At 58.9% G+C, this 26183-nt stretch carries 23 protein-coding genes and 1 pseudogene; 19 read left to right on the forward strand and 5 right to left on the reverse strand.

Going from position 1 to position 26183, the window contains the following annotated elements:
• Positions 1-141 precede the first annotated feature (141 nt).
• Genes JONANDRAFT_RS01180 through JONANDRAFT_RS01200 form a run of 5 tightly spaced genes read left to right on the forward strand, consistent with a single transcriptional unit; the run spans position 142 to position 5465 of the window.
• On the forward strand, positions 142-1215 hold the full coding sequence (locus tag JONANDRAFT_RS01180; RefSeq protein ID WP_008522455.1) for a methylcobamide--CoM methyltransferase: 1074 nt from the start codon (positions 142-144) through the stop codon (positions 1213-1215).
• The gene (locus tag JONANDRAFT_RS01185; RefSeq protein WP_008522457.1) at positions 1205-2047 is read left to right on the forward strand and encodes a uroporphyrinogen decarboxylase family protein; all 843 of its coding nucleotides are present in this window, start codon (positions 1205-1207) and stop codon (positions 2045-2047) included. Before JONANDRAFT_RS01180 ends, JONANDRAFT_RS01185 begins: the two co-directional genes overlap by 11 nt.
• Positions 2044-3072, forward strand: coding sequence for a methylcobamide--CoM methyltransferase (locus JONANDRAFT_RS01190; RefSeq protein ID WP_008522459.1), 1029 nt, complete (start codon positions 2044-2046; stop codon positions 3070-3072). The genes JONANDRAFT_RS01185 and JONANDRAFT_RS01190 overlap by 4 nt, the downstream gene beginning before the upstream one ends.
• Positions 3041-4816 (forward strand): ASKHA domain-containing protein, encoded by a 1776-nt coding sequence (locus tag JONANDRAFT_RS01195; protein ID WP_008522461.1) that lies wholly within the window; start codon positions 3041-3043, stop codon positions 4814-4816. Before JONANDRAFT_RS01190 ends, JONANDRAFT_RS01195 begins: the two co-directional genes overlap by 32 nt.
• Before the next feature lie 4 nt (positions 4817-4820).
• Entirely contained in the window at positions 4821-5465 is a 645-nt protein-coding gene (locus JONANDRAFT_RS01200; protein WP_008522175.1) for a corrinoid protein, read from the forward strand.
• Positions 5466-5595: 130 nt separating this feature from the next.
• On the opposite strand, the gene JONANDRAFT_RS01205 is transcribed toward JONANDRAFT_RS01200, so the two are convergent.
• Positions 5596-6156, reverse strand: coding sequence for a TetR/AcrR family transcriptional regulator (locus tag JONANDRAFT_RS01205; protein ID WP_008522177.1), 561 nt, complete (start codon positions 6154-6156; stop codon positions 5596-5598).
• 191 nt (positions 6157-6347) lie between these two features.
• On the opposite strand from JONANDRAFT_RS01205, the gene JONANDRAFT_RS01210 reads away from it, so the two are divergent.
• Complete coding sequence (locus tag JONANDRAFT_RS01210; protein WP_008522463.1) at positions 6348-8213, forward strand: heavy metal translocating P-type ATPase; 1866 nt, start codon at positions 6348-6350, stop codon at positions 8211-8213.
• Positions 8214-8524: 311 nt separating this feature from the next.
• The gene (locus tag JONANDRAFT_RS01215) at positions 8525-9304 is read left to right on the forward strand and encodes a hypothetical protein (RefSeq protein ID WP_008522464.1); all 780 of its coding nucleotides are present in this window, start codon (positions 8525-8527) and stop codon (positions 9302-9304) included.
• Positions 9305-9373: 69 nt separating this feature from the next.
• Here the strand turns inward: JONANDRAFT_RS01215 and JONANDRAFT_RS01220 are convergent, their stop codons facing one another.
• The 3 genes and pseudogenes from JONANDRAFT_RS01220 to JONANDRAFT_RS01230 form a co-directional block, all read right to left on the reverse strand.
• Entirely contained in the window at positions 9374-9940 is a 567-nt protein-coding gene (locus JONANDRAFT_RS01220) for an aldo/keto reductase (protein WP_233417408.1), read from the reverse strand.
• Positions 9913-10047: pseudogene (locus JONANDRAFT_RS08290) on the reverse strand (flavodoxin family protein); the annotation flags it as partial. The gene JONANDRAFT_RS01220 and the pseudogene JONANDRAFT_RS08290, both read right to left, overlap by 28 nt.
• An 87-nt stretch (positions 10048-10134) precedes the next feature.
• Positions 10135-11304, reverse strand: coding sequence for an iron-containing alcohol dehydrogenase (locus JONANDRAFT_RS01230; RefSeq protein WP_008522185.1), 1170 nt, complete (start codon positions 11302-11304; stop codon positions 10135-10137).
• A 580-nt stretch (positions 11305-11884) separates the two neighbouring features.
• On the opposite strand from JONANDRAFT_RS01230, the gene JONANDRAFT_RS01235 reads away from it, so the two are divergent.
• The 7 genes from JONANDRAFT_RS01235 (at position 11885) to JONANDRAFT_RS01270 (ending at position 18227) form a co-directional block, all read left to right on the forward strand.
• On the forward strand, positions 11885-12820 hold the full coding sequence (locus JONANDRAFT_RS01235; RefSeq protein WP_008522466.1) for a metal ABC transporter solute-binding protein, Zn/Mn family: 936 nt from the start codon (positions 11885-11887) through the stop codon (positions 12818-12820).
• Between the two features lie 11 nt (positions 12821-12831).
• On the forward strand, positions 12832-13551 hold the full coding sequence (locus JONANDRAFT_RS01240; RefSeq protein ID WP_008522190.1) for a metal ABC transporter ATP-binding protein: 720 nt from the start codon (positions 12832-12834) through the stop codon (positions 13549-13551).
• The gene (locus JONANDRAFT_RS01245) at positions 13544-14443 is read left to right on the forward strand and encodes a metal ABC transporter permease (protein WP_008522191.1); all 900 of its coding nucleotides are present in this window, start codon (positions 13544-13546) and stop codon (positions 14441-14443) included. The genes JONANDRAFT_RS01240 and JONANDRAFT_RS01245 overlap by 8 nt, the downstream gene beginning before the upstream one ends.
• On the forward strand, positions 14419-15507 hold the full coding sequence (locus JONANDRAFT_RS01250) for a metal ABC transporter permease (protein WP_008522469.1): 1089 nt from the start codon (positions 14419-14421) through the stop codon (positions 15505-15507). The genes JONANDRAFT_RS01245 and JONANDRAFT_RS01250 overlap by 25 nt, the downstream gene beginning before the upstream one ends.
• 209 nt (positions 15508-15716) lie before the next feature.
• Positions 15717-16679 (forward strand): HAD family hydrolase, encoded by a 963-nt coding sequence (locus JONANDRAFT_RS01255; protein ID WP_008522193.1) that lies wholly within the window; start codon positions 15717-15719, stop codon positions 16677-16679.
• 41 nt (positions 16680-16720) lie between these two features.
• Positions 16721-17491 (forward strand): methyltransferase domain-containing protein, encoded by a 771-nt coding sequence (locus JONANDRAFT_RS01260; protein WP_008522473.1) that lies wholly within the window; start codon positions 16721-16723, stop codon positions 17489-17491.
• A 154-nt stretch (positions 17492-17645) separates the two neighbouring features.
• On the forward strand, positions 17646-18227 hold the full coding sequence (locus JONANDRAFT_RS01270) for a LysE family transporter (protein WP_008522475.1): 582 nt from the start codon (positions 17646-17648) through the stop codon (positions 18225-18227).
• A gap of 68 nt (positions 18228-18295) precedes the next feature.
• Here JONANDRAFT_RS01270 and JONANDRAFT_RS01275 read toward each other — a convergent pair whose 3' ends face one another.
• The gene (locus tag JONANDRAFT_RS01275; protein WP_008522477.1) at positions 18296-19669 is read right to left on the reverse strand and encodes an MATE family efflux transporter; all 1374 of its coding nucleotides are present in this window, start codon (positions 19667-19669) and stop codon (positions 18296-18298) included.
• A gap of 277 nt (positions 19670-19946) precedes the next feature.
• Between JONANDRAFT_RS01275 and JONANDRAFT_RS01280 the strand changes: the two genes are divergently transcribed.
• The 5 genes from JONANDRAFT_RS01280 to JONANDRAFT_RS01300 all read left to right on the forward strand — a co-directional run bounded on the left by JONANDRAFT_RS01280 (position 19947) and on the right by JONANDRAFT_RS01300 (position 26181).
• On the forward strand, positions 19947-21905 hold the full coding sequence (locus JONANDRAFT_RS01280) for a sodium-translocating pyrophosphatase (protein ID WP_008522478.1): 1959 nt from the start codon (positions 19947-19949) through the stop codon (positions 21903-21905).
• 130 nt (positions 21906-22035) lie between these two features.
• A complete protein-coding gene (gene dnaG / locus JONANDRAFT_RS01285) occupies positions 22036-23772 on the forward strand; it encodes a DNA primase (RefSeq protein WP_008522481.1) in 1737 nt (578 codons plus the stop codon).
• A gap of 68 nt (positions 23773-23840) precedes the next feature.
• Positions 23841-24149 (forward strand): RNA-binding S4 domain-containing protein, encoded by a 309-nt coding sequence (locus JONANDRAFT_RS01290; protein ID WP_008522202.1) that lies wholly within the window; start codon positions 23841-23843, stop codon positions 24147-24149.
• The gene (eno, locus tag JONANDRAFT_RS01295) at positions 24146-25429 is read left to right on the forward strand and encodes a phosphopyruvate hydratase (RefSeq protein WP_008522483.1); all 1284 of its coding nucleotides are present in this window, start codon (positions 24146-24148) and stop codon (positions 25427-25429) included. Before JONANDRAFT_RS01290 ends, eno begins: the two co-directional genes overlap by 4 nt.
• A gap of 44 nt (positions 25430-25473) precedes the next feature.
• Positions 25474-26181: a redox-sensing transcriptional repressor Rex gene (locus JONANDRAFT_RS01300; RefSeq protein ID WP_008522485.1), complete on the forward strand. Its 708-nt coding sequence runs from the start codon at positions 25474-25476 to the stop codon at positions 26179-26181.
• Positions 26182-26183: the final 2 nt, after the last annotated feature.

Raw genomic sequence — 26183 nt, forward strand, 5'->3', positions numbered from 1 at the left:
GTTAAACGGCAGTGCTACTGGAGTCATCAAAAACAACAATAAAATCGATGCTTGTAACGTTAAATATTAGAGTCCTTACAGTATACAGGTTATAAAAACTATGATAAAAATAAATAAATTCCTATTAGGGGGGAATTGAATATGTATAAGGACGAAATGACGCCTAAGGAAAGGATGACCGCCTTTGCCAAGGGCGAACCGATGGACAGGCTTCCTTGCGTTCTGAACGCGGGCGTAACGATGTCCTCGATCATCGGCGCGACGTGCAAGCAGTACGTGTTCGATCCGGATGTGATGGTGGAAACGGAAACGGCGATGTTTAACCGGTACCGTCACGACAGCGTGGGCATTTCCATTACCTTGCGGGGAATGGCCGAGGCAATGGGCAGCGTGATGAACTATCCGGAAGACAATATCTCGCTGTTGGAAAAGCCGGTCGTCGAAAAGCCGGAGGACGTGGACAACCTGACGATTGTCGACGCTCACAAGGACGGAAAGATGCCGTTGGTGCTCGATGCCCTGCAGAGGCTGAGAGATCGGATCGGCAAGGAAGGCAACGTGGGCGCCGGGATGGCCGGCCCGTTCAGCGTGGCCGCTTCGGTTGTCGGCACCGAAAACCTGCTGAGGTGGATGGTGAAGAAGCCCGAAGTGGTGCACAAGGTCATGGATATGGTGACGCTGTGCAACGAGCAGTATATCAAGGCGGTGGGCGAACTGGGATTTAAGGGCGTGAGCTTCAGCGATCCGGTTTCTTCCACGTCGCTTCTCAAGGTGAAACAGTTTAAGGAATTTTCGCTGCCGTACCTGACGCGCAACATCGCTCACGTCAAGCAGTACTGCGGCTCCAAGCCGATGGTTCATATCTGCGGCACGTCGAAGGCGCTCTGGCGCGACTGCGTTGAAGCGGGCATCGGTACCTTCTCGCTGGACAACATTGAGGACTTGGCCGAAGCCAAGGAAATCATGGGCAAAGACGTGGTGATCACCGGCAACGTGCCGCCGGTTGACGTGATGCTTTACGGCGACCGGGAGATGATCAGAAAATCGGTGCGGGAGTGTATCAGAAAGGCGTGGGACTCTCCCAAAGGCTATATTCTCTCCACCGGGTGTCAGATCCCGAAGGGAACGAGCTTGGAAAATCTTGAGTACTTTATGGAAGCCGGACGCGAATACGGGCACTTCCCTCTCGATTTTGACAAGCTCAATGAAGATTAGAGACTATCAATGCGCCCCGCAGGCCGCCACGACGGAGGAAAAACTAGCGGGGCATGAAGTCGTGTTTCCCGACGCGTACTACGAGGCCGGGAAGTACGCCGAGCTGGTCAGGCTGATGAGCCGCGATTTCAGCTTTTTTGTGGTTCCATTTGACAACACCGCAGAGGCGGAAAACGTCGGCGCGATCGTGGAATCCGGAGATATGAAGAGCGTGCCGAGGGTGAGAGAACTGGTCTTTCAGGAGTACAGGCAGCTTTTGACGCTCCCTGACTACGACCTTGAGAAAGAGAGGCTTGCGGCAGCCCTTGGCGCCCTGCCGCTGCTGCGGGGAAAACCGGTCATGTTTGAACTGGCCGGCCCGTACACGTTTATGTCGGCGTTTGTCGACAGCACCGACGTGCTGAAGGCGTCGCGCAAGGACGTAGAAACTGAAACGGCCGTTTTTCAATACTTGCTTAGAAATCAACTCAGGCTTGCAAAAGCCGCTTCGGAGCGGGGCGCCGCGATTTTCTCGCTGGCGGATCCCGCATCGGGTGTGTCAATAGTGGGACCCAAAATATTCCAGCGGGTCATCGAGCTGTACGCGCTGCCGCTGATATCAGGCATATTGAGCGAGACGGATGCCTGCTTGTTTCTGTGCCCAAAACTCACATTCGCGCTCTGGGATTTGGGGCTTGCCGAAAAAATATTCGTTCGGCTCGAGACGCCGGCAAAGCATCACGAGGCGGTCGCTGGGCTGATGGGCAAGTACAGAATTTTCGGCGACAGGTGCTACAAGCTGAACAATTTGACGAGACAGATTCCTGTCATCGAGATGAAGAGGCCGTCATGAATAAAAAAGAACGATTAGTCGCCACCCTGTCAGGGGGAAAAACTGACAGGCCGCCGGTGATCTGTCCCGGCGGAATGATGAACATGGTTGTAACCGAGCTGATGAAGAAATACGACATCCATTGGCCTGACGCCCATTACGACGGAGAGCAGATGGCCGGTCTGGCCAAGGCGGTCGTGGAGGAAGGGCTGTTCGACAACTACGGCGTTCCGTTCTGCATGAGCGTCGAGGCCGAGAGCATGGGAGCCGAAGCGGATATGGGCTGCGACAGCTGCGAGCCTCATATCAAGAAGTGCCCGATGAAGAGCGTGGACGATCTGGCGGCGCTCCGACCGATGAATTTCAACGAAGGCCGGGCCAAAGCGGTGATCGACGCGGTGAAACTTCTGAAAAACGACGAGATTCCAGTGGTTGGCAACGTGCCGGGCCCCGTCTCGATTGCCACGAGCCTGATGGATCCTTCCCGGTTTTACGTGGCGTTGAAGCGCAGTCCGGAGGCGGCGCACCGGCTTTTGACGTTCGTGACCGAGCAGGCGGGACGCTTTGCGCTGGAGCAGGTGCGGGCAGGGGCCGATATCATCACCATCGCCGACCCGAGCGGGACGGGCGAGATCCTCGGCCCGGCGTACTTCAAAGAGTACATGGTCAAGTACCTCAACATGATGATTGGCATGATTCGAACGGATAGGAACGTGCCGGTGATCGTGCACATCTGCGGCCAGATGAACATGGTTTTTGACGAGCTGAAGGAGGTAAACGCGTCGGCGTTTTCGTTCGACGCGGTCGTCTCGCTGAAGGCGGCAAAAGAACACATCGGCAAGCCGATGATGGGCAACATCAGCACGTACGCGATCGAGCTGTCAAGTCCGTCGAGAGTCAGGAGCATGGCCAAGACGAGCGCCCTGTTGGGGTCGGACATCATCGCTCCGGCATGTGGCTTGGGACTGGCTTCGCCGCTCGAAAACATCCGAGGGATCATGGAAGGGATCGAAGATGCCGAAGCTGCTCGTCCACAGGGCGAATGAACAGCGGTCAATAGAATACGCGCCGGGCGAAAGCCTCCTGCATATCCTGCTGGCTCATGAGGTCTACATCGAGAACCCGTGCAACGGCAGGGGAAGCTGCGGCAAGTGCGGGGTGATCATTCGAGGCGCCGAGTACGAACGAAGCGCCGACGAGAAGCGCTTTGACACGGGCAGCAAGAGACTTGCCTGCATGATTTACCCCAAGGACGACTTGGAAGTTTTTCTCGACGGGGAAACCGAAAAGTCCAGCGGTTTCGTGAACGCGAAAGAGTTGCCTGACGTGCCGTACGTCCCGTTTGTCTCGCTCAAAACGTGCCCGGTTGAGCCGCCGGGCCTTCGGGAGCGGACGAGCTGGAAGGAGATGCTTGAAGCGGCATTCGGCCCGTTCGGGCACGAACTCCTCTACGGCCTTGAGCTTCGCGGCGGCGACTATACGGCCGTCTATGCGGGGGATCGGGCCATCGCCATTCGGCCGGGCCGGCACGAGGAAAACTACTCTGTGGCGGTCGATATCGGCACGACAACGGTACAGCTGATCTTGGTGGACACGGCGCGAAAAAGAATCGCTGCCTCCCGAGCGTTTGTGAACCCGCAAAAGGACTTCGGCTTGGACGTCATCACGCGGATCAGCTACATCTCGGAGCACCCTGACGGGATTGACAGGCTGTCGTCGGCGATCAGGAAGAGCATTTCAAAGGCCGTGGCTGAAATGGCCGCCGAGGCAAAAGTCGACCTCGACGATATTTATGAAATCGTCGTCTCTGCCAACACGGCCATGGAGCATATTTTCATGGCCGTGCCGCCCGATAGCATCGGACGCGCGCCGTACGCGCCTGTTTTTAAGGACGAAATATTGCAGGCCGCCTCGTTCGCGGGCCTGCAGGCCGGAAAGTTTACTCGGCTGTACGTCCTGCCCTCAGTTTCGGCCTACATCGGGGCTGATATCGTTTCGGGTGCCTTGGCGACGGATATCGACGAGCGGCCGGGCAACGTCCTGTTCATTGACATCGGCACGAACGGGGAAATTATCCTGAAGCAGGGTGCCGGCATGATCGCTACATCATGCGCGGCCGGTCCAGCACTTGAGGGAATGAACATCAGCTGCGGCATGCGCGCGCAGGAAGGAGCCGTTCAGGACGTGGTCCTGAACGAGGCAACGGGAGAATTTTCGCTGGACGTGATCGGCGGGGGAGAACCCAAAGGAATCTGCGGATCCGGGCTGTTGGGCGCGATCGCTGAGATGCTGCGGGTCGGGTTGGTGGACAAAAACGGCCGGATGGTCAAGGAGTCGGCAATGGCGCCCGACGACGTGCGGCGCGGATGGCTGGGCGAGCGGGGCGGCAAAGCGGCCCTCTGCCTTGGCGACGCGGCTTTTGTGACCAAGTCGGATATTCGAAGCGTCCAGCTGTCGAAGACCGCCATTTTGTCGGGCGTGGTCGCGCTCCTTGAGAACGCAGGGCTGACCGCAGGCGAGGTCGGCGAGTACATCGTGGCCGGCCAGTTCGGGAAGCACCTGACGGAAGACATGCTCGTCCGAACAGGGCTTCTGCCGCAGGAAGCGCGAGGGAGAATCACCTACGCGGGCAACACGTCGATGAAAGGCGCGCTCAAGGTCATTTTGAACGGGCCGATGAGAAAAAAGCTGAGCGAGCTGTCAAAGGAAATCGAGTTTTTAGAGCTCTCCACAGTTGAAGGGTATGACAAGCTCTTTGTGAGAACCTCATATTTTCCGAGCGAGGAGTGAAACCATGGAAAAGGAAGAGTACTTGAAGAAACTGTCCGACGACGTTTTCGAATTTGAAGACGAGGAAATAAAAAAAGACGCACAAGACTACATTGAAGCTGGTTATCCGGCGCTGGACGGCATCATGGGCGGTCTTGTCGACGGGATGACCCGGGCGGGCAAAATGTACGAGGAAGAAGAGTACTTCGTCACCGACCTTCTGCTTTGCTCCGACGCCATGTACGCCGGCATGGACGTTTTGAATCCTTGGCTGCCGAAGGACGAGGGCGGCACGAAAAAGAAATGCGTCATCGGGGTCATTGAGGGCGACACGCACGACATCGGCAAGAACCTCGTGAAGACTATGCTCGAAGCCGCCGGGTTTGAGATGTATGACCTAGGGCGGGACGTGAAGGTTGAGGACTTCGTGCGCAAGGCTAAAGAAGTGGGCGCTGATATCATCGCCATGTCAACTCTGATGACGACGACCATGCCTGGCATGAAGCGCGTGGTCGAGCTGCTGAAGCAGGAGAACATGCGGGACAAAGTCAAGGTTCTCATCGGCGGCGGCCCTCTGTCTCAGGCTTATTCGGACAAAATCGGCGCCGACGGCTATTCGGGCAGCGCGCTGGATGCCGTGCGGCTGGCAAAAAAAGTTGTCAATATGTAAGAATAAAAATCCGGGCCAGCTGGAGCTGGCCCGGATTTTTGCATTCCCGCGGCGTTGTTCCCCGGCGCGGGGTGGAAATTGAAAGATGGACGCTCCGCCACCTGACGGTCGGTCAGGCCCGGCGGGGCTTTTATTGCGGGAAGTTAAGGACGGCTCTGAAGTACTGATCCAGCTCTTCCGGTGACTGTTTCATGCCGCCGCGGAGCCACCAGAGGACCATTTCAACAAAACTTCCGGAGACGTGGTTGATTAAAAAATCCCTCGGAATTTTTGGAAATTGGTCCTGATAGGAGTTGAGACATTGGGTCTGAACCAGCTCGTTCAGACTGTCTTTAAAGTACCGAAGAAAAAGATCGCTGTTCTCGCAGGAGAGTAGGCCCAGAATGTTATGGTCGTTTTCTCGCAGGTGACAGAGCAGGTGACAGAAGACTGACCGCGGCTCTCCGGCCGCTTCGGCTCCGTGAGTGTGAGAGCAGTCCAGCGCGCTGAAAAGAATATGCCCGAAAAGCTCCCCGCAGAGCGCCTTGAGCAGGTCGTCTTTTGTCTCAAAGTGCGAGTAAAACGTGGTCCGCCCGATGTTCGCCCCGTCGATGATCTCCTGCACCGTGATCTTGTTGTAGCTTTTCTTCGACAAAAGCGCGCCGAAGGCCTTGAATATCGCCGCCCGTGTTTTCTGCTGCCGCCGGTCCATTTCATGTTCCTCCCGTACAGTTCAGCCCGGGTGTTCGATACCAAACGGATATCGAAAGTTAACCGTGGTAATCTTTCCCGCCGCCCGTAAAATAAAAGAACAGATTGTTCAGTATCTAATTTATTGTACGGGAGCGTTTCCGGGGCTGTCAAGGGCTCAGGCGGAACGGCCGGGATAGGGGGAAACGAACGATGCTTGAAAAACTTGACGCGCTGCTGTCCAGCATACCGGCGACGGCCGTCAGCGGAGTCTTTCTGCTGATGAGCTTTATTCTGCCGCGGGCCGGCGTCGTTTTGCCGGTCGATCCGGCGTGGGGGGCTGTCCTCATCAGCGGCCTGCCGCTGGTCTATTTGGCGGTTTGGTGGGTCGTTCACAACCGAGGAATCAGCAAGATTTCGTCGGCTCTGCTGATCACCATGGCGATGCTGGCGGCGATTGCGGTGGGCGATTTGTTCGCCGCCGGCGAAGTGGTCTTCATCATGGCGCTGGGCGAGATTTTGGAGAACATGGCGACGGCGCGGGCTCAGCGAGGGCTGAAAAAGTTGATCGAACTCCGGCCGAGCCGCGGACGGCGGGTTCGGGACGGCGAAGAGGAGCTGATTCCTGCGGAGGAAATTCGCTCCGGCGACGTGCTTCGGGTCAAGCCCGGCGAGATGATCCCGACCGACGGCGTGGTTCTGTCGGGCGAAACGTCGGTCGACCAGTCGGTGATGACCGGCGAGTCGCTGCCGGTTGACAAGGGCGTCGGGGATCAGGTGTTCTGCGGCACGGTGAACCAGTTCGGTTCGGTCGACATGAAGGCGACAAAGGTCGGCGCCGACAGCTCGCTGGCCCAGTTGATTCGGCTGGTGGAGACCGCAGGAGAAAAGGAGGCGCGGACTCAGCGGCTCGCCGACCTGTGGGCAAGCTGGCTTGTCCCGGCGATCCTGATCGTCGCCTTGGCGACTTGGGCATTTACCGGCGAGATGGTGCGGGCCGTGACCGTTTTGGTGGTCTTCTGTCCCTGCGCCCTCGTATTGGCGACGCCGACGGCGATGGTAGCAGCTATCGGACACGCGGCCAAGCATGGCGTGATCGTCAAGTCCGGCGAGGCGCTCGAGAAAATGGGCCGCGTGACGACGATCGCTTTTGACAAGACTGGGACTCTGACGTACGGGCGCTTGGCCGTCCGGGCCGTGACGCCCCGCGCCGGGACGGGCGAGCAGGAGCTTCTGACCTTGGCGGCCGGAGCGGAGCTGAGAAGCGAGCACCCGCTGGCGCGGGCCGTCGTCAGCGAGGCAAAAAGCCGGGGAATTGCCGTCCCGGAGCCTTCGTCCTTTCAGATGGACGCGGGCCGAGGAGTTCGCGCAGAGGTCGACGGTCAGGCTGTTCTCTGCGGCAGTGAAAAATACCTGTTGGAAAAAGGCGTTGCCGTCGAAAGTCAGTTGAGCTCCGCGCTGGAGGACGCCCGGGCGCGCGGCGAAGCGACACTTTTGGTCGCCTCCGGCGGACTGTGCGTCGGCGTCATCACCCTGTCCGACATCTTAAACCCAGCGGCAAAAGAAACGGTGAGCCGGTTGGCGGCGATGAATATCCGAACGGTCCTGCTGACTGGCGATCACCGGAAGGCGGCGGAACACTTCGCCCGCGAAACGGGGATCAGCGAAGCGTACGCCGAACTTTTGCCGGCAGAGAAGGTAGAAAAGATCGAGCGCTTGCAGGACGAAGGCGGAAAAGTCTGTATGGTCGGCGACGGCGTGAACGACGCGCCGGCTTTGAAGGCAGCGAGCGTCGGCCTCGCGATGGGAAAGGGCGGAAGCGCCTTGGCGGTCGAAGCGGCGGACATCGCGCTGATGACCGACGATATCTCAAAAATACCGTACCTGAAAAACTTGGCCGTCGCGGCGGTACGGACGATTCAGTTCGGCATCGGCCTGTCGATGAGCATTAATTTTGCCGCGGTCGTCCTTTCGATTCTGGGCAAGCTGACGCCCACGACGGGGGCTTTGGTGCATAACGCCGGATCGTGCCTTGTGGTGCTGATCGCGGCTCTGCTGTACGACCGCAAAATCGATTAGGGACGAGCGCCGGTGCTTTTTGGGGGAACCGGAGCGACAGTAAATTGGGGAGAGGACGCGGGGCGGCTGAATTTCCAGCCGTCCCGCGTCCTCTCCTTATTCTCAACCAAGAGAAAAGGCGGCGGGAACTTCCTTCGGCAGAAGAAAACGCCGCAGGGGCGCGCGTTGGAAAGAAGTGACCGGTCGTCTTGCCATCCCGTCTGATAGGTGGTAGGTTATTTGTTAGATGGACGAAATTTGGCCTTCTTCGGTTGGGGCGCAGGAGTCCCGGCGAGGTATGCCGGGCGGTATTAGGAGAGGAGAGAAACGGGATGAAAAAGATTCTTTTTGCTGTTTTTCTGTGCGGCCTTCTTATGACCGGGAGCGCGTGGGCTAAAACCGGTAGCCCAGCGGGAAAGTCCCTCTCGTTCCCGGAGCTGTGCGAAAAAGGATCGATTGAACAGGTGGAAGCGGCGCTGAAAGAGAAAAAACCGACGCCGGAGGAACTGATTGAAGGTTTGTACAACGCTATAGAAGAGGAGCAGAATTCTAGAATCGTAGAGTTAATTTTGGACAGCGGAGTGGACCCGAACGGGTACTGTGAAGTTGAAAGGCAAAGGACAGATGTCGTAACAGGTGAGAAAGTTTCTAGCAAGGTGAAACATTGTCCGTTCTTTTCAGCCTGTACGAAAAGAGACTGGAGTTATGTTGACACATTTTTGAAACATGGCGCAGATCCGAATTTGGAGCTGTCGCAAGTTTATGCCGGTAGTTATTTTTTTAACTGTGAAAGTACGCCATTCCTTGTAATAGCTTGGACAGAAGCGACACAACATGATGATGCGATTGTTGCTAGGTTGATCGATGCAGGTGCTAACATAAACAAGGTAGTGGGGCCTTATAAAATGACAGCCTTTGCAACTGCACTTCAATGTTGTAGAACAAACGTGATCTGCACGTTCTTGGCTGCTGGCGCAGATGTAGCGCAGGTAATTGACGGAACTCCAGTTACACTTTTCTTGACAACAAATAGGCATGTCCCAGATGGCGAAAAAATTGCGCTTCTCCAGCAAATCACCCTGATGCAGATCCTTGCTCAGCTGAAAAAATAGCCCTCGGCGAGCGCCTTGGGCGGAGAGAATAACGAGTCAGCCCTGCCGAAACCGGCAGGGCTGACTTTATTACGGTTGGTTGGCAGCAGGTTTTTCAAACGGCCTCATCATTTCGGCCATCTCGCTCATGTACGAGGGAATACCAAAGCTCTGAGGACAGTGGGCTGTGCAGGAGCCGCAGCCCACGCAGGCGCTCGGCCGTTTGTCTGCCGGCAGGTCCATCAGCTTGCGCAGCCGCCAAGCGCCGCCAATTTTCGCCTCGTTGTACGACCGAATTAGGGCAGGAATATCCAGCTCAGCCGGGCAGTTGGGGCAGCAGTACCGACATTCGGTACAGGCGACGGTCAGCTCGTCCCGCTCTATTTTTGCGGCCTGTTCGGTCAGGCGGCGTTCCTCGTCCGTCAGCGGGGCGCACTCGTCAAACGTCTTCAGGTTTTCCTCGACTTGACTCAAGTCGCTCATGCCGCTGAGGACGGTTTGGACGTTATCCAGCCTGAGAACCCAACGCATGGCCCAAGACGCGAGGCTTCGCCCCGGCCCAGCGGCTTGAAATAGTACACCGGAGTGGCGAAGGCGATGGCGTCGGCGTTTTTCATCTTTTCGGCGATCGGGTTCGCGTCGTCGGGAATGACGCACCGCCCCGCTTTTCGGCAGGCTAAACAGCCGTTGCAGAACGCGATCTGCTTGTCCCGGAGCGAGACGATCTCGACGTGGCAGCCCGCCTCACGAGCCCCCCTCGGCAAACGATTCTGCCAGCGCGTCGGTGTTGCTGTTTTTTCTCAGGCTTGTCGATATGACGAGAATATTCTTCCTCATCGCTGGTTCCCCCCTCAGCGGAACGACTCCTTGAGTATGTCAATGATTTCCCCGCGCGTCAGCGTTTTGTATCCTCCGTCCAGAATAAACGCGCCCTTGGCGATGCCCTCAAACATTTCCTCGGTGACGCCCAGATCCCGGAGGTTCATGACCAGTCCTAGCTCGTTCATCCACGCTTCCATGCGGTTCAGGCCCTCGGTGGCAACATCTTCGTCGGTCTTGCCTGCCGGGTCAACTCCCCAGACGTTGACGGCGAACCGGCGGAACTTCGGCAGGCCGAACGGGCAGATGTGCCGGTAGTACGCCATCGAAACGGCGGCAAGCGTCATGCCGTGGGTGGCGTCGGTGTACGCGCCGACCGACTGGCCGATCATATGGACCATCCAATCGGTCGTTTTGCCCTGAGCGACGAGCGTGTTCAGGGCCCAGGTGGCCGTCCACATGATGTTGCTTCGGGCTTCGTAGTCGGTCGGATCCTTCACGGCCTGACGGCTGCTGTGAATCAGCGACTTCATCAGCCCTTCCATCAGGTAGTCGGACGTGCAGTCGTCGGTGCCGGAGAAGTACTGTTCGGTGATGTGGTTCATGATGTCGTAGAACCCAGCGACCATTTGACGGCGGGGCAGGGTGAGCGTGAGCTTGGGGTTCATGATGGAGAACCGAGGGAAAACGCCCTCGCCGAACACGTGGCCGATTTTGAGCTTCTGCGCTGGGTTGGTGATGACTGAGCCGCCGTTCATTTCCGAGCCGGTTCCCACCATGGTCAGCACGCAGCCCACCGGGATGATTCGGTTCTCCGGCTCTTCCATTCGCAGGAAAAATTTCTCCCACGGGTCTTCGCCGCACCAAGCGGAAACCGATACGGCCTTCGCGTAGTCGCAGACCGATCCGCCGCCGACGGCCAAGATGAGGTTCACGTCGTTCTCTTTTGCGACCCTGCAGCCCTCGTACAGCTTTTCAACCGTCGGGTTGGGCATGACGCCCGGCACCTCGAAGACTTCTTTCTTTCGGTCTTTCAGGATCGCCAAGATCTGATCGTACAGGCCAGATTTTTTGGCCGAGCTACTGCCGTAGGTCAGCAGGATCCTTGGGCCGTACTTATCGAGCTCTCCGCCCAAGTTGCTCAGGGCGTCCTCGCCGAAGTACAGGCGCGTGGGGTTGCAGTAGGTGAAGTTTCCTAACATCGATATCTCCCTCCTGATATCGTCTTTCTGCCGTCACCTTCCGGCCGCCCTCTTTCGGCCGGTGCCTTCCCGACGGCGAAGACGCTGTTGAAACCATTGCATGCCGATCTGGCGTAATCAGACGCGCCAGCCTGTCGGAGAGGCTGGGCCAGCCCTCTTTTTCAGCCCGTCGGGCTGAAAAAGTCATGGGCCGTTGGCATCTGAACGTCTCGAAGTATCTCAATTATACGCGGGGGAGTTTTTATATCAAATGCCTATAGTTAATCGGATGATATGCTCTGTAAGCATAGAAACGGCGAGCGGACAAGGGGTGCCCAAACCATGGAAACGCGGATTCTTCCGTATTTCTTAGCCGAGGCGAAGGCGGTGCACTACGCGGCGAAAAAGTTCCTCGTCCTGATCCGTCAAGCCTGCGGCAATTGGGTTCCCAGTTAAATGATTGTTGTTTCGGGCCGCACTGTAAGGGCGGCCTTTTTCATCTGCGGGGTCTCACTAACTGACATGAAACGTTGACAAACAAGCGAGTCTGTGTATGATACATAATAAGTTAGTATATACTAACTAGAGAGGACTGATATTGATGAAGGCTTTGAAGAGATTGAGCGCGGTCGCTTTTGCCGCCTGTGCGCTGGTATTGTCGGCGAATTTGGCCACCTTCGCGGGGACCGCTTCAGACGGAAAGCTGAAGGTCACTGTGACGACCACGTTTTTACAGGATATGGTGAAGGTGCTAGCCCCGGAGGCAACGGAAGTCCAGCTGATTATCCCCGCCGGGGAAGACCCTCATACCTACGAGGCTAAGCCGGAGGACAACGTCAAGTTGGCCGGAGCCGATCTGATCCTCTATCACGGGCTTCACTTTGAAGGGAAGATGATCGACCTGCTGAAGGCGGTGCACGGCGTGGCTGTCTCCCAAAACTTTGACCCCAAGTCAGTTCGGACCATGACGGATAACGGCATGGAAGTCGTCGACCCGCACTTTTGGTTCGACACCGACCTGTACAAGCTGGCCGTCAAAGAGGCGGCTGCGGCGCTGATCGACAAGCTGCCCGGCGAGAAGGAAAAGATCGAAGCGAATTTGGCCGCGTACCTCGTTCAGCTGGACGACTTGGACAAGTACGTTCGGGACGAGATTCAGTCGATTCCAGAAGGACGGCGGATCCTCGTGACGCCTCACGACGCGTTCAACTATTTTTCGCGCCGGTACGGCATCGAAGTTCGGGCCCCTCAGGGCGTGAGCACCGACGCCGAACTTTCCAACCGCGACATGGCCGAGACGGCGGACTTCATCGTCTCCCATCAGGTCAAGGCGATATTCGCCGAGTCGACGACCGATCCGGCCCGTATGGAAAAGCTGAAAGAGTCGTGCGCGGCCCGCGGCTTTACCGTGAAGGTTGTTCGGGGCGAAGGGCAGGAGCTGTTCAGCGACTCGCTGGCGCCGGCCGGACAGAAGGGCGACACCTACATCGAAATGGTGAAGGCCAACGCTGACCTGATCGCTTCCAACCTCAGGTAAGCCGCAAAAAAATGAACATTATCCATGTGGAGGACTTGACCGCATCATACGGCGACAAGCCGGTTCTCTGGGACGTGGATGTGGACGTTGAGCGCAATTCGGTCACCGCGATTGTCGGGCCGAACGGGGCGGGGAAGTCGACGCTGATGAAATGCATCTTGGGCTTTGTGCGGCCGCTGGCAGGGAAGATCCTCATCGACGGGAAGACCCTGCCGGAGGTTCGCCGCCGTATCGCCTACGTGCCGCAGAAGTCGAGCGTCAACTGGGATTTCCCGATTACCGTGCAGGACGTCATCCTGATGGGGCGGTATCCTCACCTTGGGTGGATCAGGCGTCCTCGGGCCATCGACCGACAGGCCGCCTACGACGCGATGGAAGAAATGGAAATGACCGCCTACCGGGACAGACAGATCTCTCAACTGTCCGGCGGCCAGAAACAGCGCGTCTTTATCGCCCGAGCGCTCTGCCAAGACGCCGATCTGCTCATGATGGACGAGCCGCTGGCGGGCGTGGACCAGACCAGCGAGAAAATCATCATGAAGAAGGTTCGGCAGCTTCAGGGCGAGGGAAAGACGATCGTCTGTATTCACCACGATTTGAACACGCTTCGGGAGTACTTTGACCACATCGTTCTGATTAACCGTCACGTGATCGCTCAAGGGCCGATTGCCCAAGCCCTGACGGAAAGGTCGCTGAATCAGACCTATCAGGAAGCGAACTACAATGCTTGAGCTGCTTTGTTCCTACGACTTTTTGGTCGTGGCGGCCGGGACGATGATCCTCGCCGCGACGTCCGCCGTGGCCGGCTGCCTGTGCGTCTACAAAGGGCAGAGCCTGCTCGGCGACGCGATTGGACATTCGTCCTACCCGGGAATTGTCCTAGCGTTTATCTGCTTTGCGACCCGGAACCCACTCCTTCTCACCGTCGGAGCGGCGTTGGCCGGCGCGGTCGCTTACAAGATAATTCAAGTGCTAGCTCGGTACGGGCACGTTGGGCTGGACGCGTCTCTGGCCATCGTCCTGACCGGCTTTTTCGGGCTGGGAATGGCGCTGAAAACGTACGTTCAGGGGAATCCAGCCTATGCGAAAGCGTCGCAGGCCGGCCTGAAGAACTACATTTTCGGGTCCGCCGCGTTCATGATGAAAGAGGACGTCGTCGTCATCGCTGTCTTCTCTCTGCTGGCAATTGTTTTGTTTGAACTGTTCCGCAAGGAGCTGGTGACCGGCATTTTCGACCCGTCGTTCGCCGGCGCGATCAGCCTTCGGGCCGGGCTTCTCGACGGGATTCTCCTCGTGATCATGATCTCCCTGATCGCCTTGGGGCTGAAGTGCGTCGGCGCCGTCCTGATCTCGTCGCTGTTGGTTATCCCCTGCATCTGCGCGAATCAGCACAGCCGGAAGCTCGACGTCATTTTAAAAATTGCCGCCGCGACAGGGGCGCTCAGCGCCTTCGTCGGGACCTTAGTCAGTACGGCCGTCCGAGGAGTATCGACCGGGCCGGCGATAATCATCTGCATGGGGCTGGCGGCCTTCGTCTCCATGGTCTTCGGACGCTGGGGACTGTTGCGCCGCTGGCGGCAGAAAGCGGAGCTTCGATCATGCTTGAAGTCCTCTGGACGCTGATGGCGACGGCGGCGGCCTGTAGCGTGCTGGGGCCGTTCCTCGTCCTTCGGGGGCTTTCGATGACCGCGGACGCCCTCTCTCACTCGGTTCTGCTGGGCATCGTGGTCGCCTTCATGTTCGTAGGCGATCTCGAATCGGTCTGGCTGATCATCGGCGCCGCCGCGTTCGGGCTTCTCACCGTCCTGTTGGTGGAGCTGCTTTCTGAAAAACGGCTGGTCAAGCGGGACGACGCGCTGGGGATCGTCTTCCCGATGTTTTTTGCCGCCGCTGTGATCCTGATCACCAAACTGTTCCGAAACGTCCACCTGGACGTGGACATCGTCCTGATGGGCAACCCGCTGTTCGCGCCGTTTATTCGGCTCTGGGGACTTCCCAAGTCGATGGTTCTCATGCTGATCATGCTGGCCGTCAACGGGGCGTTCATCGCCTGCAATTATCGGGCGCTGAAGTACGTCGCCTTTGACCCGGAGTTCTCGGTCATGCAGGGCATACCGGCTAAATGGCTGTATCGGGCGTTCATGGCCCTCACGTCGATTACCTGCGTGCTGGCGTTTGACAGCGTGGGCGCCATTCTGGTCGTCTCGCTGTTCGTCGCGCCCGCGGCAGCGGCCTGCGCGCTCACCAAAGACTTGAAGTCCACCCTGTTGGTCAGCGTCCTGTTCGGAATCGTGAACAGCGCGCTCGGGTACTTTATGGGCGTTCGGTGGAACGTGTCCATCTCGGGCATGAGCAACGTGTTTGGCCTGCTGACCTGCCTGCTGGTCGTCCTGCTACAGAAACGCGGCGCCGTTCGGAGTCTGTTGGAGCGGGCACGAAACCGCCGGCAGTTCTCCGAAGATCTGATATTGATTCACATTCACCACCACAAGCGCAACCGAATCGAGCTCGGTTTTTCGTCCATCCACCAGCACTTGAACTGGTCAGACGCGGTGGCGGACCGAAGGATTCAGAAACTGATCGGCCTCGGGCTCGTCTGCCGGGACGAGGGGCGAGGCCTCTACGCCCTGACGGCTCAGGGGCTCGCTCGGGTCCGGAGTCTCTTGAGCAGCCGGCCGACGGAGTAAAACTGCGTTAAAAAGCCTTCTGGGCCTGTAGGGGCTCAGAAGGCTTTTTCGTTTCACGCGGTCCGATTCGTCAGACGCAGTTCGTCGGTGGACAGGGCCAACCGGCGCGTCGGGCTGGAGTGAGTGCGCGAGGGGGCAGGGCGAACGCGGCAGAGCGTTTTTCACCGACTGGGAGCCGGCGGGCCGTGCAGTTTCCCTTTGTCTGGGGTATGATTTACTCAAGCGGCCGGCGGGCCGAAACAGACGTGAGCGAAGGGGGCAGACCAACCTTGCAGGAAAAGTGGACGCTCGAGCGGGAGAAAAAGGGAAGTCAGCCGGTTCTTGCCATCTGCTACGACTTTGACAAAACGTTGTCGCCTGACAACATGCAGGCTCAGGGGTACATTCAGTCGGTCGGTTTTGACTTGGCCGAACGGTTTTGGCAGGAGTCCAATAGGACGGCGCAGGAAAACGACATGGACACCAACTTGGCGTACATGTACAAGATGCAGCGGGAGGCGCGCGGCAAGGTGCTGTTCACCCGGGAGAAGCTGATCGAGTACGGCCGAAAGGTGAAGTTTTTCCGCGGCGTTCCCAGCTGGTTTGGCCGAATCAACGCGTACGGCAGTAAACGCGGCGTCTGCGTGGAGCACTACATCATCTCTTCGGGACTGAAGGAGATGATCGAGGGGACGAAGATCGCCAGGGACGGCGTCTTCAAGAAGATTTACGCCAGCTCGTTCATGTACGACGATGAGGGCGTGGCCCTGTGGCCCGCTCAGGCGGTCAACTACACCAATAAAACCCAGTTCCTCTTCCGAATTTCCAAAGGCGTGCTGGACGTGAACGATCCGGGCGTGAACGACCATTTCGCCGCCGAGGACCTGCGGGTTCCCTTTCGGAATATCGCCTACATCGGCGACAGCGACACGGATATTCCCTGCATGAAGCTGGTCAACTCCTACGGCGGTCACGCGATTGGGGTGTACCCGCCCGACGCTGGGCCGTCGAAGGTCTACGGCCTGATGAACGACGACCGGATCCGGTATTTTGCGCCGGCTGACTACAGCGAGGGCAAAAAGATAGACCGAATCGTGAAGGCTATCATCGACAAAACAGCCGCGTTCGAGGTTTTAGAGGCCCTGCACGTTTCAGACGCCCAGGCGGCCGCCGTTCAGCCCCGAGCGGACTGACTTCGGGCGCGAAAACGAATCACGAAAGGCGGCGAGTTCAAATGCCTTTGACGAACGAGGGGATCCGGGAGGCGGTCCGGTCGTTTTATCGGGGACTGGCCGAAAACCGGCTGACGATTGAGGGGGATCCGCTCGCCCTCGCCCTTTCTCTTGGGTACAACGAGGACGAGCTTCGCCAGCTGCCGGAGGGGACGAACATCGGACTTTCCTGTGGCAACCCGCTTGAAAAGGTGACGCTGGCTCCGGGGGAGACGCTGCTCGACTTGGGGTCTGGAACCGGTGTGGACTGCTTCTTAGCCCGGCTGCGCTTTCCCAAGGCCGGGACGATTTACGGGCTGGATCAGGACGACGTGATGATCCGGCGGGCCTCTCAGGCGGCGGCGAAAAAAGGCTTTCAGGGCGTCGAGTTTCGGCAGGGCGACTTGACGGCGTTCCCGTTCCCCGACGGGTCGATCGACAAGATCATCTCCAACTGCGTCATCAATCTGGTGCCTGAAAAAGACTTGGTCTACCGGGAAATCTTTCGGGTTCTCCGGCCCGGCGGGAGCGCCTTCATTTCCGATATCTCGCTGAAACGGCCGCTGCCGGCCTCGATGTCCGATAATCCGCGGCTGCACGGCACGTGAGTGGGCGGCGCGATCCTCGTGGAGGATCTTCAAGAAATTATCCGCCAAGCGGGCTTCCGCGATTTCAGCGTCCTGACGGCCGAGGTGACCGACCAGTACGCGGACAAGTGGGGATTCGGCATGACGATCAAGGAGTGGATCCAGTCAACCATCATCCTTGGCCGCAAGCCGATGGAAAAAGCCTGAGCCGATGAAGCAGCATGAGCCCCAGCCCAAGCGGGCTGGGGCTCATGTTGAATCGTGAAGGCCGTTTAAAGGCTCTGCCTTGACAGGTTTGATATAGTGAAACTGGCGGCGTCGGGCTGGGCGGCGCTCATACTCCCGAAGGGAGCGACTGGGGATGTTCAACTGGTACGCGTTTTGGGTTTACGTGATCGTCACGGCGGTTTCTCCGGGGCCCAATAACCTGCTGTCCATGTCCAACGGCAGTCAGAAAGGGCTGGTCCGCGCCCTGCCGTTTAACTTCGGCATTGGGGCCGGGCTGACCGTCGTGATGATCGGCTGCGCCGTCTTCTGCAGCGTCCTCACGTCGGTACTTCCAAAAATCCAACTGGTTATGCGGTTCATCGGCGCGGCGTATATGCTGTACCTCGCTTGGACGACTTTTGTCGGCGACGGGAAAATGGACGCGGAGGGCGCTGCGGGCGGCTTCCTGTCCGGCCTACTTCTCCAGTTCGTGAATCCCAAAATCTTCGTCTACGGGATCGTGTCGCTGCAGGTCTACATTCTGCCGACCTATGCCGGCCGGCCTTGGGCGCTTTTGGGCTTCGCGGCCCTGCTTTCGGCCGTCGGGTTCGCGTTTACCGTCCTGTGGGCGGCGTTCGGCTCGGCGTTCAGGCGGCTTTTTGCCGCTCACGCCAAGGCGGTCAACGCCGTGATGTCCCTTCTCATGATCTACTGCGCCGTTTCTCTGTTCTTTTAAAATCTCTTGGCACGAAAAAACCGGCAAGGCGGGCGCTCTTTTGAGCGTTCGCTTTGCCGGTTTTTCGTTTACGCCTGCGCCGTTTCGGCCGGCAGGAGAGAGCGCCGGCAGTTGATGAAGTAGTACGCGCTGAAGACGGCTGACGCTAAGAGCCACGAGGCCGGGTAGACGGTTAGGATAACGTCGATGTTGTTGAACCTCTGAATGACGAAGAACACCCAAAGGAGCCGGAAACAACAGGTGCAGAGCAGGGAGATGATCATGGGCCGGAACGTGTCGCCGGTCCCGCGGATCATGCCGGAAATCAGCTCTCCGATCGAGTAGATGAAATAAAACGGGGTCATGAAGACCCGAACGAAGTACTGGGCCAAGGAGAGAACGTTCTGGTCGGGAAGGAACAGCCCTCCGAGAGGCTTGGCGAAGGTGAACAGGGCTGCGCTTAACGGCGCGAGCATGCCAAACGAGATGAAGACGCCGACTCGAAGCCCCTTGCGGATTCGGTCGAACGCGCCGGCCCCGTAGTTCTGGGCCGTGAAGGTGGAGATCGAAGCGGCTAAGGCGTCGACGGCCATCCAGATGATGAAGTCGATTTTTCCGCTGACGCTCCACGCCGCGACGACGTCGGTGCCGAAGCTGTTGACGGCGCTCTGAAGGAAGATGTTCGTTATCGGGTACGAGAGGGACTGACAGGCCAACGGGATCCCAGTGCGGGCGATGAGCCGCAGGATCTTCCCGTGAATCCGAAGTCGGGAGAGCCTGAGCTGCCACCGGCTGTCGAGGCGCGTCAGGGCCCGAAGCACCCAGACCGACGTGAGGGCTTGGGATATAACCGTCGCTAGGGCGGCGCCGAAGACCCCGAGCCCCAATCCTGCCACGAACGCTAAGTCGAGCACGATGTTGATCAGGCAGCTAGCGACCAAGTAGTAGAACGGCCGTCGGGAGTCGCCTAAGGCGCGGAGCACTCCGTTGCCTACGTTGTAGGTGAACGAGAAGATGAGTCCGCAGAACGTCGTTCGAACGTACGACAGGGCGTGAGGCTGCATCTCAAGCGGGACATTCATCGCCCGGATCATCGTCGGGGTCAGCAGGTAGGCGATCGCCGACAGGATGACGCTCATGATCAGCGAAGCGGCAAGCGTGGAGTGAATGGCTTGGGACAGCCGCCCATACCGGCTGGCTCCGAACGCTTGGGCGATGACGATGCCGCCGCCGGCCGACAGGCCGAGGAACAGGATGATCGGCAGCCGAGTGAAGCTGGCCGTGGCGTCCAGCGCGCCAAAAGCGACCTTGCCGGCGAACTGTCCCACGATGACCGCGTCGGTCATTTGGTACAGCTGCTGAAAGAACGCGCCGCAGAAAATTGGAAGGAAAAATCGGAACAGGTGACGGCTGATGCTTCCTTGGGTCATCGCCGTCTCGTACGATTTCGCGTTGGATGTCACAGGCGGTCCTTCTTTCTCAAGCTCCGAGGGGACTTCGCCGCCGGGGAAATTATTTTTCAGGGCGATAATGTTTTATTGTAGCATAATTTAAAAATTCTCTGCCGATTCTGGCGTAAAACGGCTCCGCGGCAGATGGAATCGAGGGATGAGCGGTTGGGTCTGTTCTTGTCAGAGAGCGCGCTCTCCACTATAATGACGTTACTCAGCGCCGCTTCGCGGCCGAGGGGCAATCACCCGCGCTGCGGTGGCGCGCGACCATTTTGAGGAGGTCTCCGTTATGTGGCTCATCTTGTTGGTCATTTTCGTCATCGGTCTGTTGGCCTTGTGGTACGCCTACAGAACGTACGGTTGGGTTATGGCATTTCAGGTTGATAACCCGCGAGTGAAGGATCTTTCCGAGATTATCCATAAGGGCGCTATGGCGTTTCTGGATAGGGAGTACCGCTGGCTGGCGCCGTTCGTGCTCGTCGTGGCAATCCTTTTGATCTGGAAACTGACCCTAGCGACGGCCCTTTCGTTCGTCTTGGGCGCTATTTGCAGCGCTGCCTCCGGCTACTTCGGTATGCAGGTGGCGACCCGCGCCAACGGGCGCACGTCCTTTGCGGCGACTCAGGGGATGAATCAGGCCCTGCAGGTGGCCTTCAAGGGGGGCTCGGTCATGGGCATGACCGTCGTGGGCGTCGGCGTGCTGGGCGTTGTGCTCTGCTACGTCATCTTCCCCGACCCGGCAATCATTACCGGCTTCGGTTTCGGCGCGAGCTCCATCGCCCTGTTCGCCCGTGTGGGCGGAGGCATCTACACGAAGGCTGCCGACGTGGGCGCTGACTTGGTGGGTAAGGTTGAAGCGGGCATTCCTGAGGACGACCCGCGCAACCCGGCGACCATCGCTGACAACGTCGGCGACAACGTTGGCGATATTGCCGGTATGGGCGCTGACCTGTTCGAGAGCTATGTCAACTCGATTATCGCCGCGATGGCTGTGGGCGCTGTGTTCCATGGTCAGGCTGGACTTCTATTCCCGCTCGTTCTAGCCGCGCTGGGCATCGTGGCGGCCATCATCGGCACGCTGGTTGTTCGGGTCCGCGAGGGTGGCAATCCTCAAAAGGCCCTGCGTTACGCCACGTTCCTGACCGGCGCCGTAGTTATTCTGGGAGCCCTGCTCCTGTGCCGGTACATGCTCGGCTCGATGAACATCTTCTACGCCGTCGTGAGCGGCGTGGTGGTGGGTGTTCTGATTGGCTGGGTCACCGAGGTTTACACGTCCGCTGACTATCGGTTCGTGAAGAACGTTGCCAATGCGACGGAGACCGGCCCGGCGACGACGATTTTGAGCGGCATCGCGCTTGGCATGAACTCGGCGGTTGTTCCTGTCATCATGATCTGCGCTGCGACGCTGATCAGCTACTACTTCGGCGGCATGTACGGCATCGCCTGCTCGGCGGTGGGCATGCTGTCCATCACCGGCATCACGCTGAGCGTCGACGCCTATGGCCCGATCGCCGACAACGCCGGCGGCATCGCCGAGATGGCCGAACTGCCGCACCACGTGCGGGAGATCACCGACCATCTGGACTCGGTGGGCAACACGACGGCGGCCATGGGCAAGGGGCTTGCCATCGGCTCGGCGGCTCTGACGGCTCTGTCCCTGTTCTCCGCCTATGCGGCGTCTGTGGGGCTCAAGAGCATCAACTTGGTTGACCCGTACGTCATGGTGGGCCTGTTCATCGGCGGCGTCCTGCCGTTCCTGTTCAGCGCTCTGACCATTGAGGCGGTCGGACGGGCCGCTCAGGCCATGATCGAAGAAGTTCGCCGCCAGTTCCGGGAAATCCCCGGCATCATGGAAGGCACCGGCCGGCCGGAATACGAGAAGTGCGTCGCTATTTCGACGGGCGCGGCCCTGCACGAGATGATCATCCCTGGCCTGATGGCCATCATCGTTCCGATCCTCGTGGGCCTGTTCCTTGGCGCCGAGGCTCTGGGCGGACTTCTGGGCGGCTCGATCGTCACCGGCGTCATGCTGGCCGTGTTCATGGCCAACGCCGGCGGCGCGTGGGACAACGCCAAAAAGTACATCGAGACCGGCACGCACGGCGGCAAGGGTTCTCCTCAGCACGCGGCGGCAGTCGTGGGCGACACGGTCGGCGATCCGTTCAAGGATACGTCAGGCCCGAGCCTGAACATTCTCATCAAGCTGATGAGCGTGGTCGCGCTGGTTCTGGCTCCGCTGTTCTCCTAAAAAAGAGGATCCGGCCGGCGGAAGGTTTTACCCGCTCCGGCTCGACAGGCAGAAAGGGCAACATTAGAATTGATGGGAGAGAGGGGAGCCTCTCTCCCATTTTTTGTCCTGAGACGAAAGGGGGCATCTGATGTCAGATCCGATTGTCGACCAAATCAAAGCAGCGCTGGACGTGGTCGAGGTCATCGGCGAGTCGGTTCGGCTGACGAAAAAAGGACGGAACTACACCGGACTGTGCCCGTTTCACGACGAGAAGACGCCTTCCTTCATGGTGTCCCAAGAGCGGCAGAGCTGGCACTGCTTTGGCTGCGGCAAGGGCGGCGACCTGTTCAGCTTCGTCATGCTCAAAGATGGCCTGTCGTTTCCCGAGGCGCTGGAGTACCTGGCCGCTCGGGCTGGAATCGATCTGCCCCGGCAGGGTCGGCGGCAGGTCAGCAAGGACTTGTTTGCCCTGATGGAAGAAGCTGTGTCCTTTTACCGGCAGGAGCTCCGCGGCCCCGGCGGCGCGGCGGCTCGGGCGTACCTTGAGCGGCGCAACGTCTCGCCCGAAGCGGCGGCTGCGTTTGAACTGGGCTGGGCGCCCAACGCGTGGCAGTCCCTCTCAGATCAGCTGAAGCGGGGCGGCGCGTCGGAAGCGTCGCTTCTCAAGGCCGGGCTGGTCATTCAGGGGAACCGGGGAAACTGTTATGATCGATTTCGCGGACGAGTGATATTCCCGATACGAAACGTTCCCAGCCGGGTCGTCGCGCTGGGCGGCCGGCTGATTGACGGCGAGGGAGCGAAGTACCTTAACAGCCCGGAAGGCGAGCTTTACTCGAAAAAGAACAACCTGTACCTGCTCGACCGGGCCAAAGAGAGCATTCGCGAGAAAGGCCGCTCCATTCTTGTGGAAGGGTACATGGACGCGCTGCGGCTTCACCTGTGCGGCTGGGCCGAAGGCGTGGCGTCGCTCGGGACGGCCCTCACGGAAGAGCAGGCGGCCCTGTTGAGACGATTTGCCGACAAGTGTTACATCTGCTATGACAGCGACCTCGCCGGCCAGACTGCCACCCTTCGGGGAATGTACCTGCTGGCGTCAGAAGGGCTGACCGTCTACGTGGTGACTTTGCCGGAAGGGAAGGACCCGGACGAGCTGTTGCAGATGCCCGGCGGGCCGGAATCGTTCACGAAAGCGTTGGACGGCGCCCTGCCGCTGGTGAGTCACCATATCAAGCTGTTTCGGGCCCAGGCCGAGCAGGACGGCGTCACCAAGGCAAGCCGAGACCTTCTCGAAAGCCTGTCGGTCCTGTCGTCGCTTGACCTGTCGCCGCACCGGGCGGAGCTGTGTCAAGCTCTGGGGCTGACCGACTACCAGCTGAGGCAGGAGCTGGAACGGTTCCGCCGTCCAGTCCGAGCTGACGTCAAGCGGTCTGAGACCGCCGCGCCTCAGAGTAAGACCTCGCAGAGGGATAAAATGTTTCACGAGAGCGAGGCCTGCATGACCTATCTTCTCTGGTCCCAAAAGGGCCTGCGTGGTGGGCGCGAGGCGCTCCAAGTGCCTAGGCTGCTCGAGACGCCCCTTTTGCAGGACATCGCGGCGGCCCTGCTCAGCGGCTCAGATCCGGGAGAGCTTGAAAGCCGTTGGCTTCAGCTGGGCGAAACGGCCCAAAAAGAAGCCCTGACGGAAGGGGAGTACAGCATTTCCCGCTTCGGCTCGACGGCGGAGGAACAGTGGAACGTGCTGCTTTCGGCGCTGCTCAGGCGGGCGACCGAGCGCCGATACGCGGCGCTGAAGGAAAAAATTCTGCGGGGCGAGGCGACCGAAGAGGAAGTCGCCCAATGGGGAAGCCTGAGCCGAGAGCTGAAATGCTCGGCGAAGGGGAGTTAATCCCTGTTTCCTTCATTTACAATAAGGTATAATCAACCAAGCTACTTTAACAATAGCGAGGAGAGACTATGCGGCTGGATAAATATTTAAAACTGTCCTGTCTCGTCAAACGCCGGTCCGTGGCCGCCGAGATGATTGACGCCGGAGCCGTTCGGCTCAACGGTCGGCCGGTCAAACCGGCCAGCGACGTGTCGGACGGCGACATCGTTTCTGTGGCGTTTCCGTTTCGGCTCGTCGAAGCCCGAGTCATTTCGAGCGACGAGAGGGCTTTAAGGCGGGGAGAACCGGCGGCTGAAATCGTGGCGGAACGGCGTCTTGACCCGGAGAAAAACCCGTGGGATGACCAAGCCGAAAGCCTGCAAGGAGGACACAAATGAGTACAATCGTTGGCATTCATGGCAGAGAGATCCTTGATTCCCGGGGCAACCCGACGGTTGAGGTTGAAGCGTGGCTTGACGACGGGACGATCTCCCGGGCGGCCGTGCCATCCGGCGCGTCTACCGGCTCGTTTGAGGCGGTCGAACTTCGCGACGGCGGCGACCGGTTCGGCGGCAAGGGAGTTACCAAGGCCGTTGGCTCGGTGAACGACGTTCTTGGCCCCGAATTGGTGGGCTTGGACGTGGAAGACCAGTCGTCGCTGGACACGCTGATGATTGACCTCGACGGCACCCCGAATAAAGGTCGGCTGGGCGCCAACGCCATTTTGGGCGTTTCCATGGCGGTCGCTCGCGCGGCGGCGATTTCCCATGACGTCCCCCTATGGGCGTATTTGGGAGGGCTAGGGCCCTTCGCCCTACCCACGCCGATGATGAACGTCATGAACGGCGGCGCTCACGCCGACAACACGCTGGACATTCAGGAATTTATGATCGTCCCGTTCGGCTTTTCGTCGGCCAGCGAGTCAATCCGCGCCGGAGCGGAGATTTATCACAGCCTCAAAAAAATTCTCGTCAAGGACGGCCTGAACACCGGGCTTGGCGATGAGGGCGGATTTGCGCCGAACCTAAAGACCAACCGTCAGGGGTTGGAATACCTCGTCAAGGCAATCGAAGCGGCGGGGTATGAGCCGGGCAAACAGGTCGGCATCGCCTTGGACGCGGCAGCCAGCGAGTTCTACAAAGGCGGCGTTTACGACTTCGCCGGCGAAGGGCGGAAATTTACCGCCGCCGAGCTGGCCGACTATTACGCCGAACTGTGCTCGGCCTTCCCGATCATGTCGATTGAAGACGGCATGGCCGAAGAGGACTGGGACGGCTTCAAGCTCTTCACCCAGCACATGGGCGGAAAACTACAGATTGTCGGTGACGACCTGTTCGTCACCAACCCGGAGCGGCTGGCGAAGGGAATTGAGCTCGGAGTCTGCAACTCGATTCTGATTAAGCTGAACCAGATCGGCACGGTGACAGAGACGCTGGAAGTAATCGACATGGCCCGCCGGGCCGGCTACAGCTGGATCGTGTCTCATCGGTCCGGCGAGACGGACGACAGCTTCATCGCCGACTTAGCGGTCGCCACGGCCAGCGGTCAGATTAAGACCGGAGCTCCGGCTCGGACTGACCGGGTCGCCAAGTACAACCAGCTGCTGAGGATTGAAGAGCGGCTCGGCGCCGGGGCGCGTTTTCTGGGCGCAGGGGCGTTTAAAGGATTCCGGGCCTGATCCCTGCAGCTTTGTGTGAGCAGTTTGACGAGAGGAAGACTGAAATGATCGAACGGACGGCTCGCCCTATTCCGCTGAAAAAAAACGAGATTACCGACCGGACAGTTGGGCGTCTGGTGGCGTACCGGAGGCTCCTGCAAGGACTTGAAGAAGCCGGCGCGGCGCTGATCTCTTCAAAGATGATCGGCGACATGCTGGGAATCAAGTCGAGCCAAGTGCGCAAAGACTTGTCCTATTTGGGCGAGTTCGGCAAGCGCGGCGTCGGTTACAGCGTTCCCAGACTGCTGAACGACCTGTCGTCAATATTGGCGCCGTTTGCCCGGTGGCGAATTGGGCTCGTCGGCTTGGGGCGCTTGGGCGAAGCCCTTTTAGGGCACAGCGCGTTCAGGAGCGACGACTATGAGATCGTCGCGGCGTTCGACGTCGACGGGGCAAAAATCGGCCGGTCCTTTGCCGGTTGGAAGTGCTACTCGATGACGGGAATCAGCGAGACGATACGGGAGCTGGGAATATCGGTCTTGATGATCACCACCCCGGCGGCCGCCTCTCAGTCGGCTGTCGACGCGGCGCTGGCTGGTGGGCACATTAAGGGGATACTCAACTTCAGCCCCGTCTCTTTAACCGTCCCACAAGGCGTCGAGGTCAACGACGTGGATATTTCAGTCGAGCTGGAAAAACTTCTGTTCAGGCTCAAGTTCAACGACCAGCAGAGAAAGGTGTCCGCCGGTCTGGAAACCAATATGGTACAATAGTC

The organism is Jonquetella anthropi DSM 22815 (assembly GCF_000237805.1).
In the GTDB taxonomy this organism is placed as follows: Bacteria; Synergistota; Synergistia; order Synergistales; family Dethiosulfovibrionaceae; genus Jonquetella; species Jonquetella anthropi.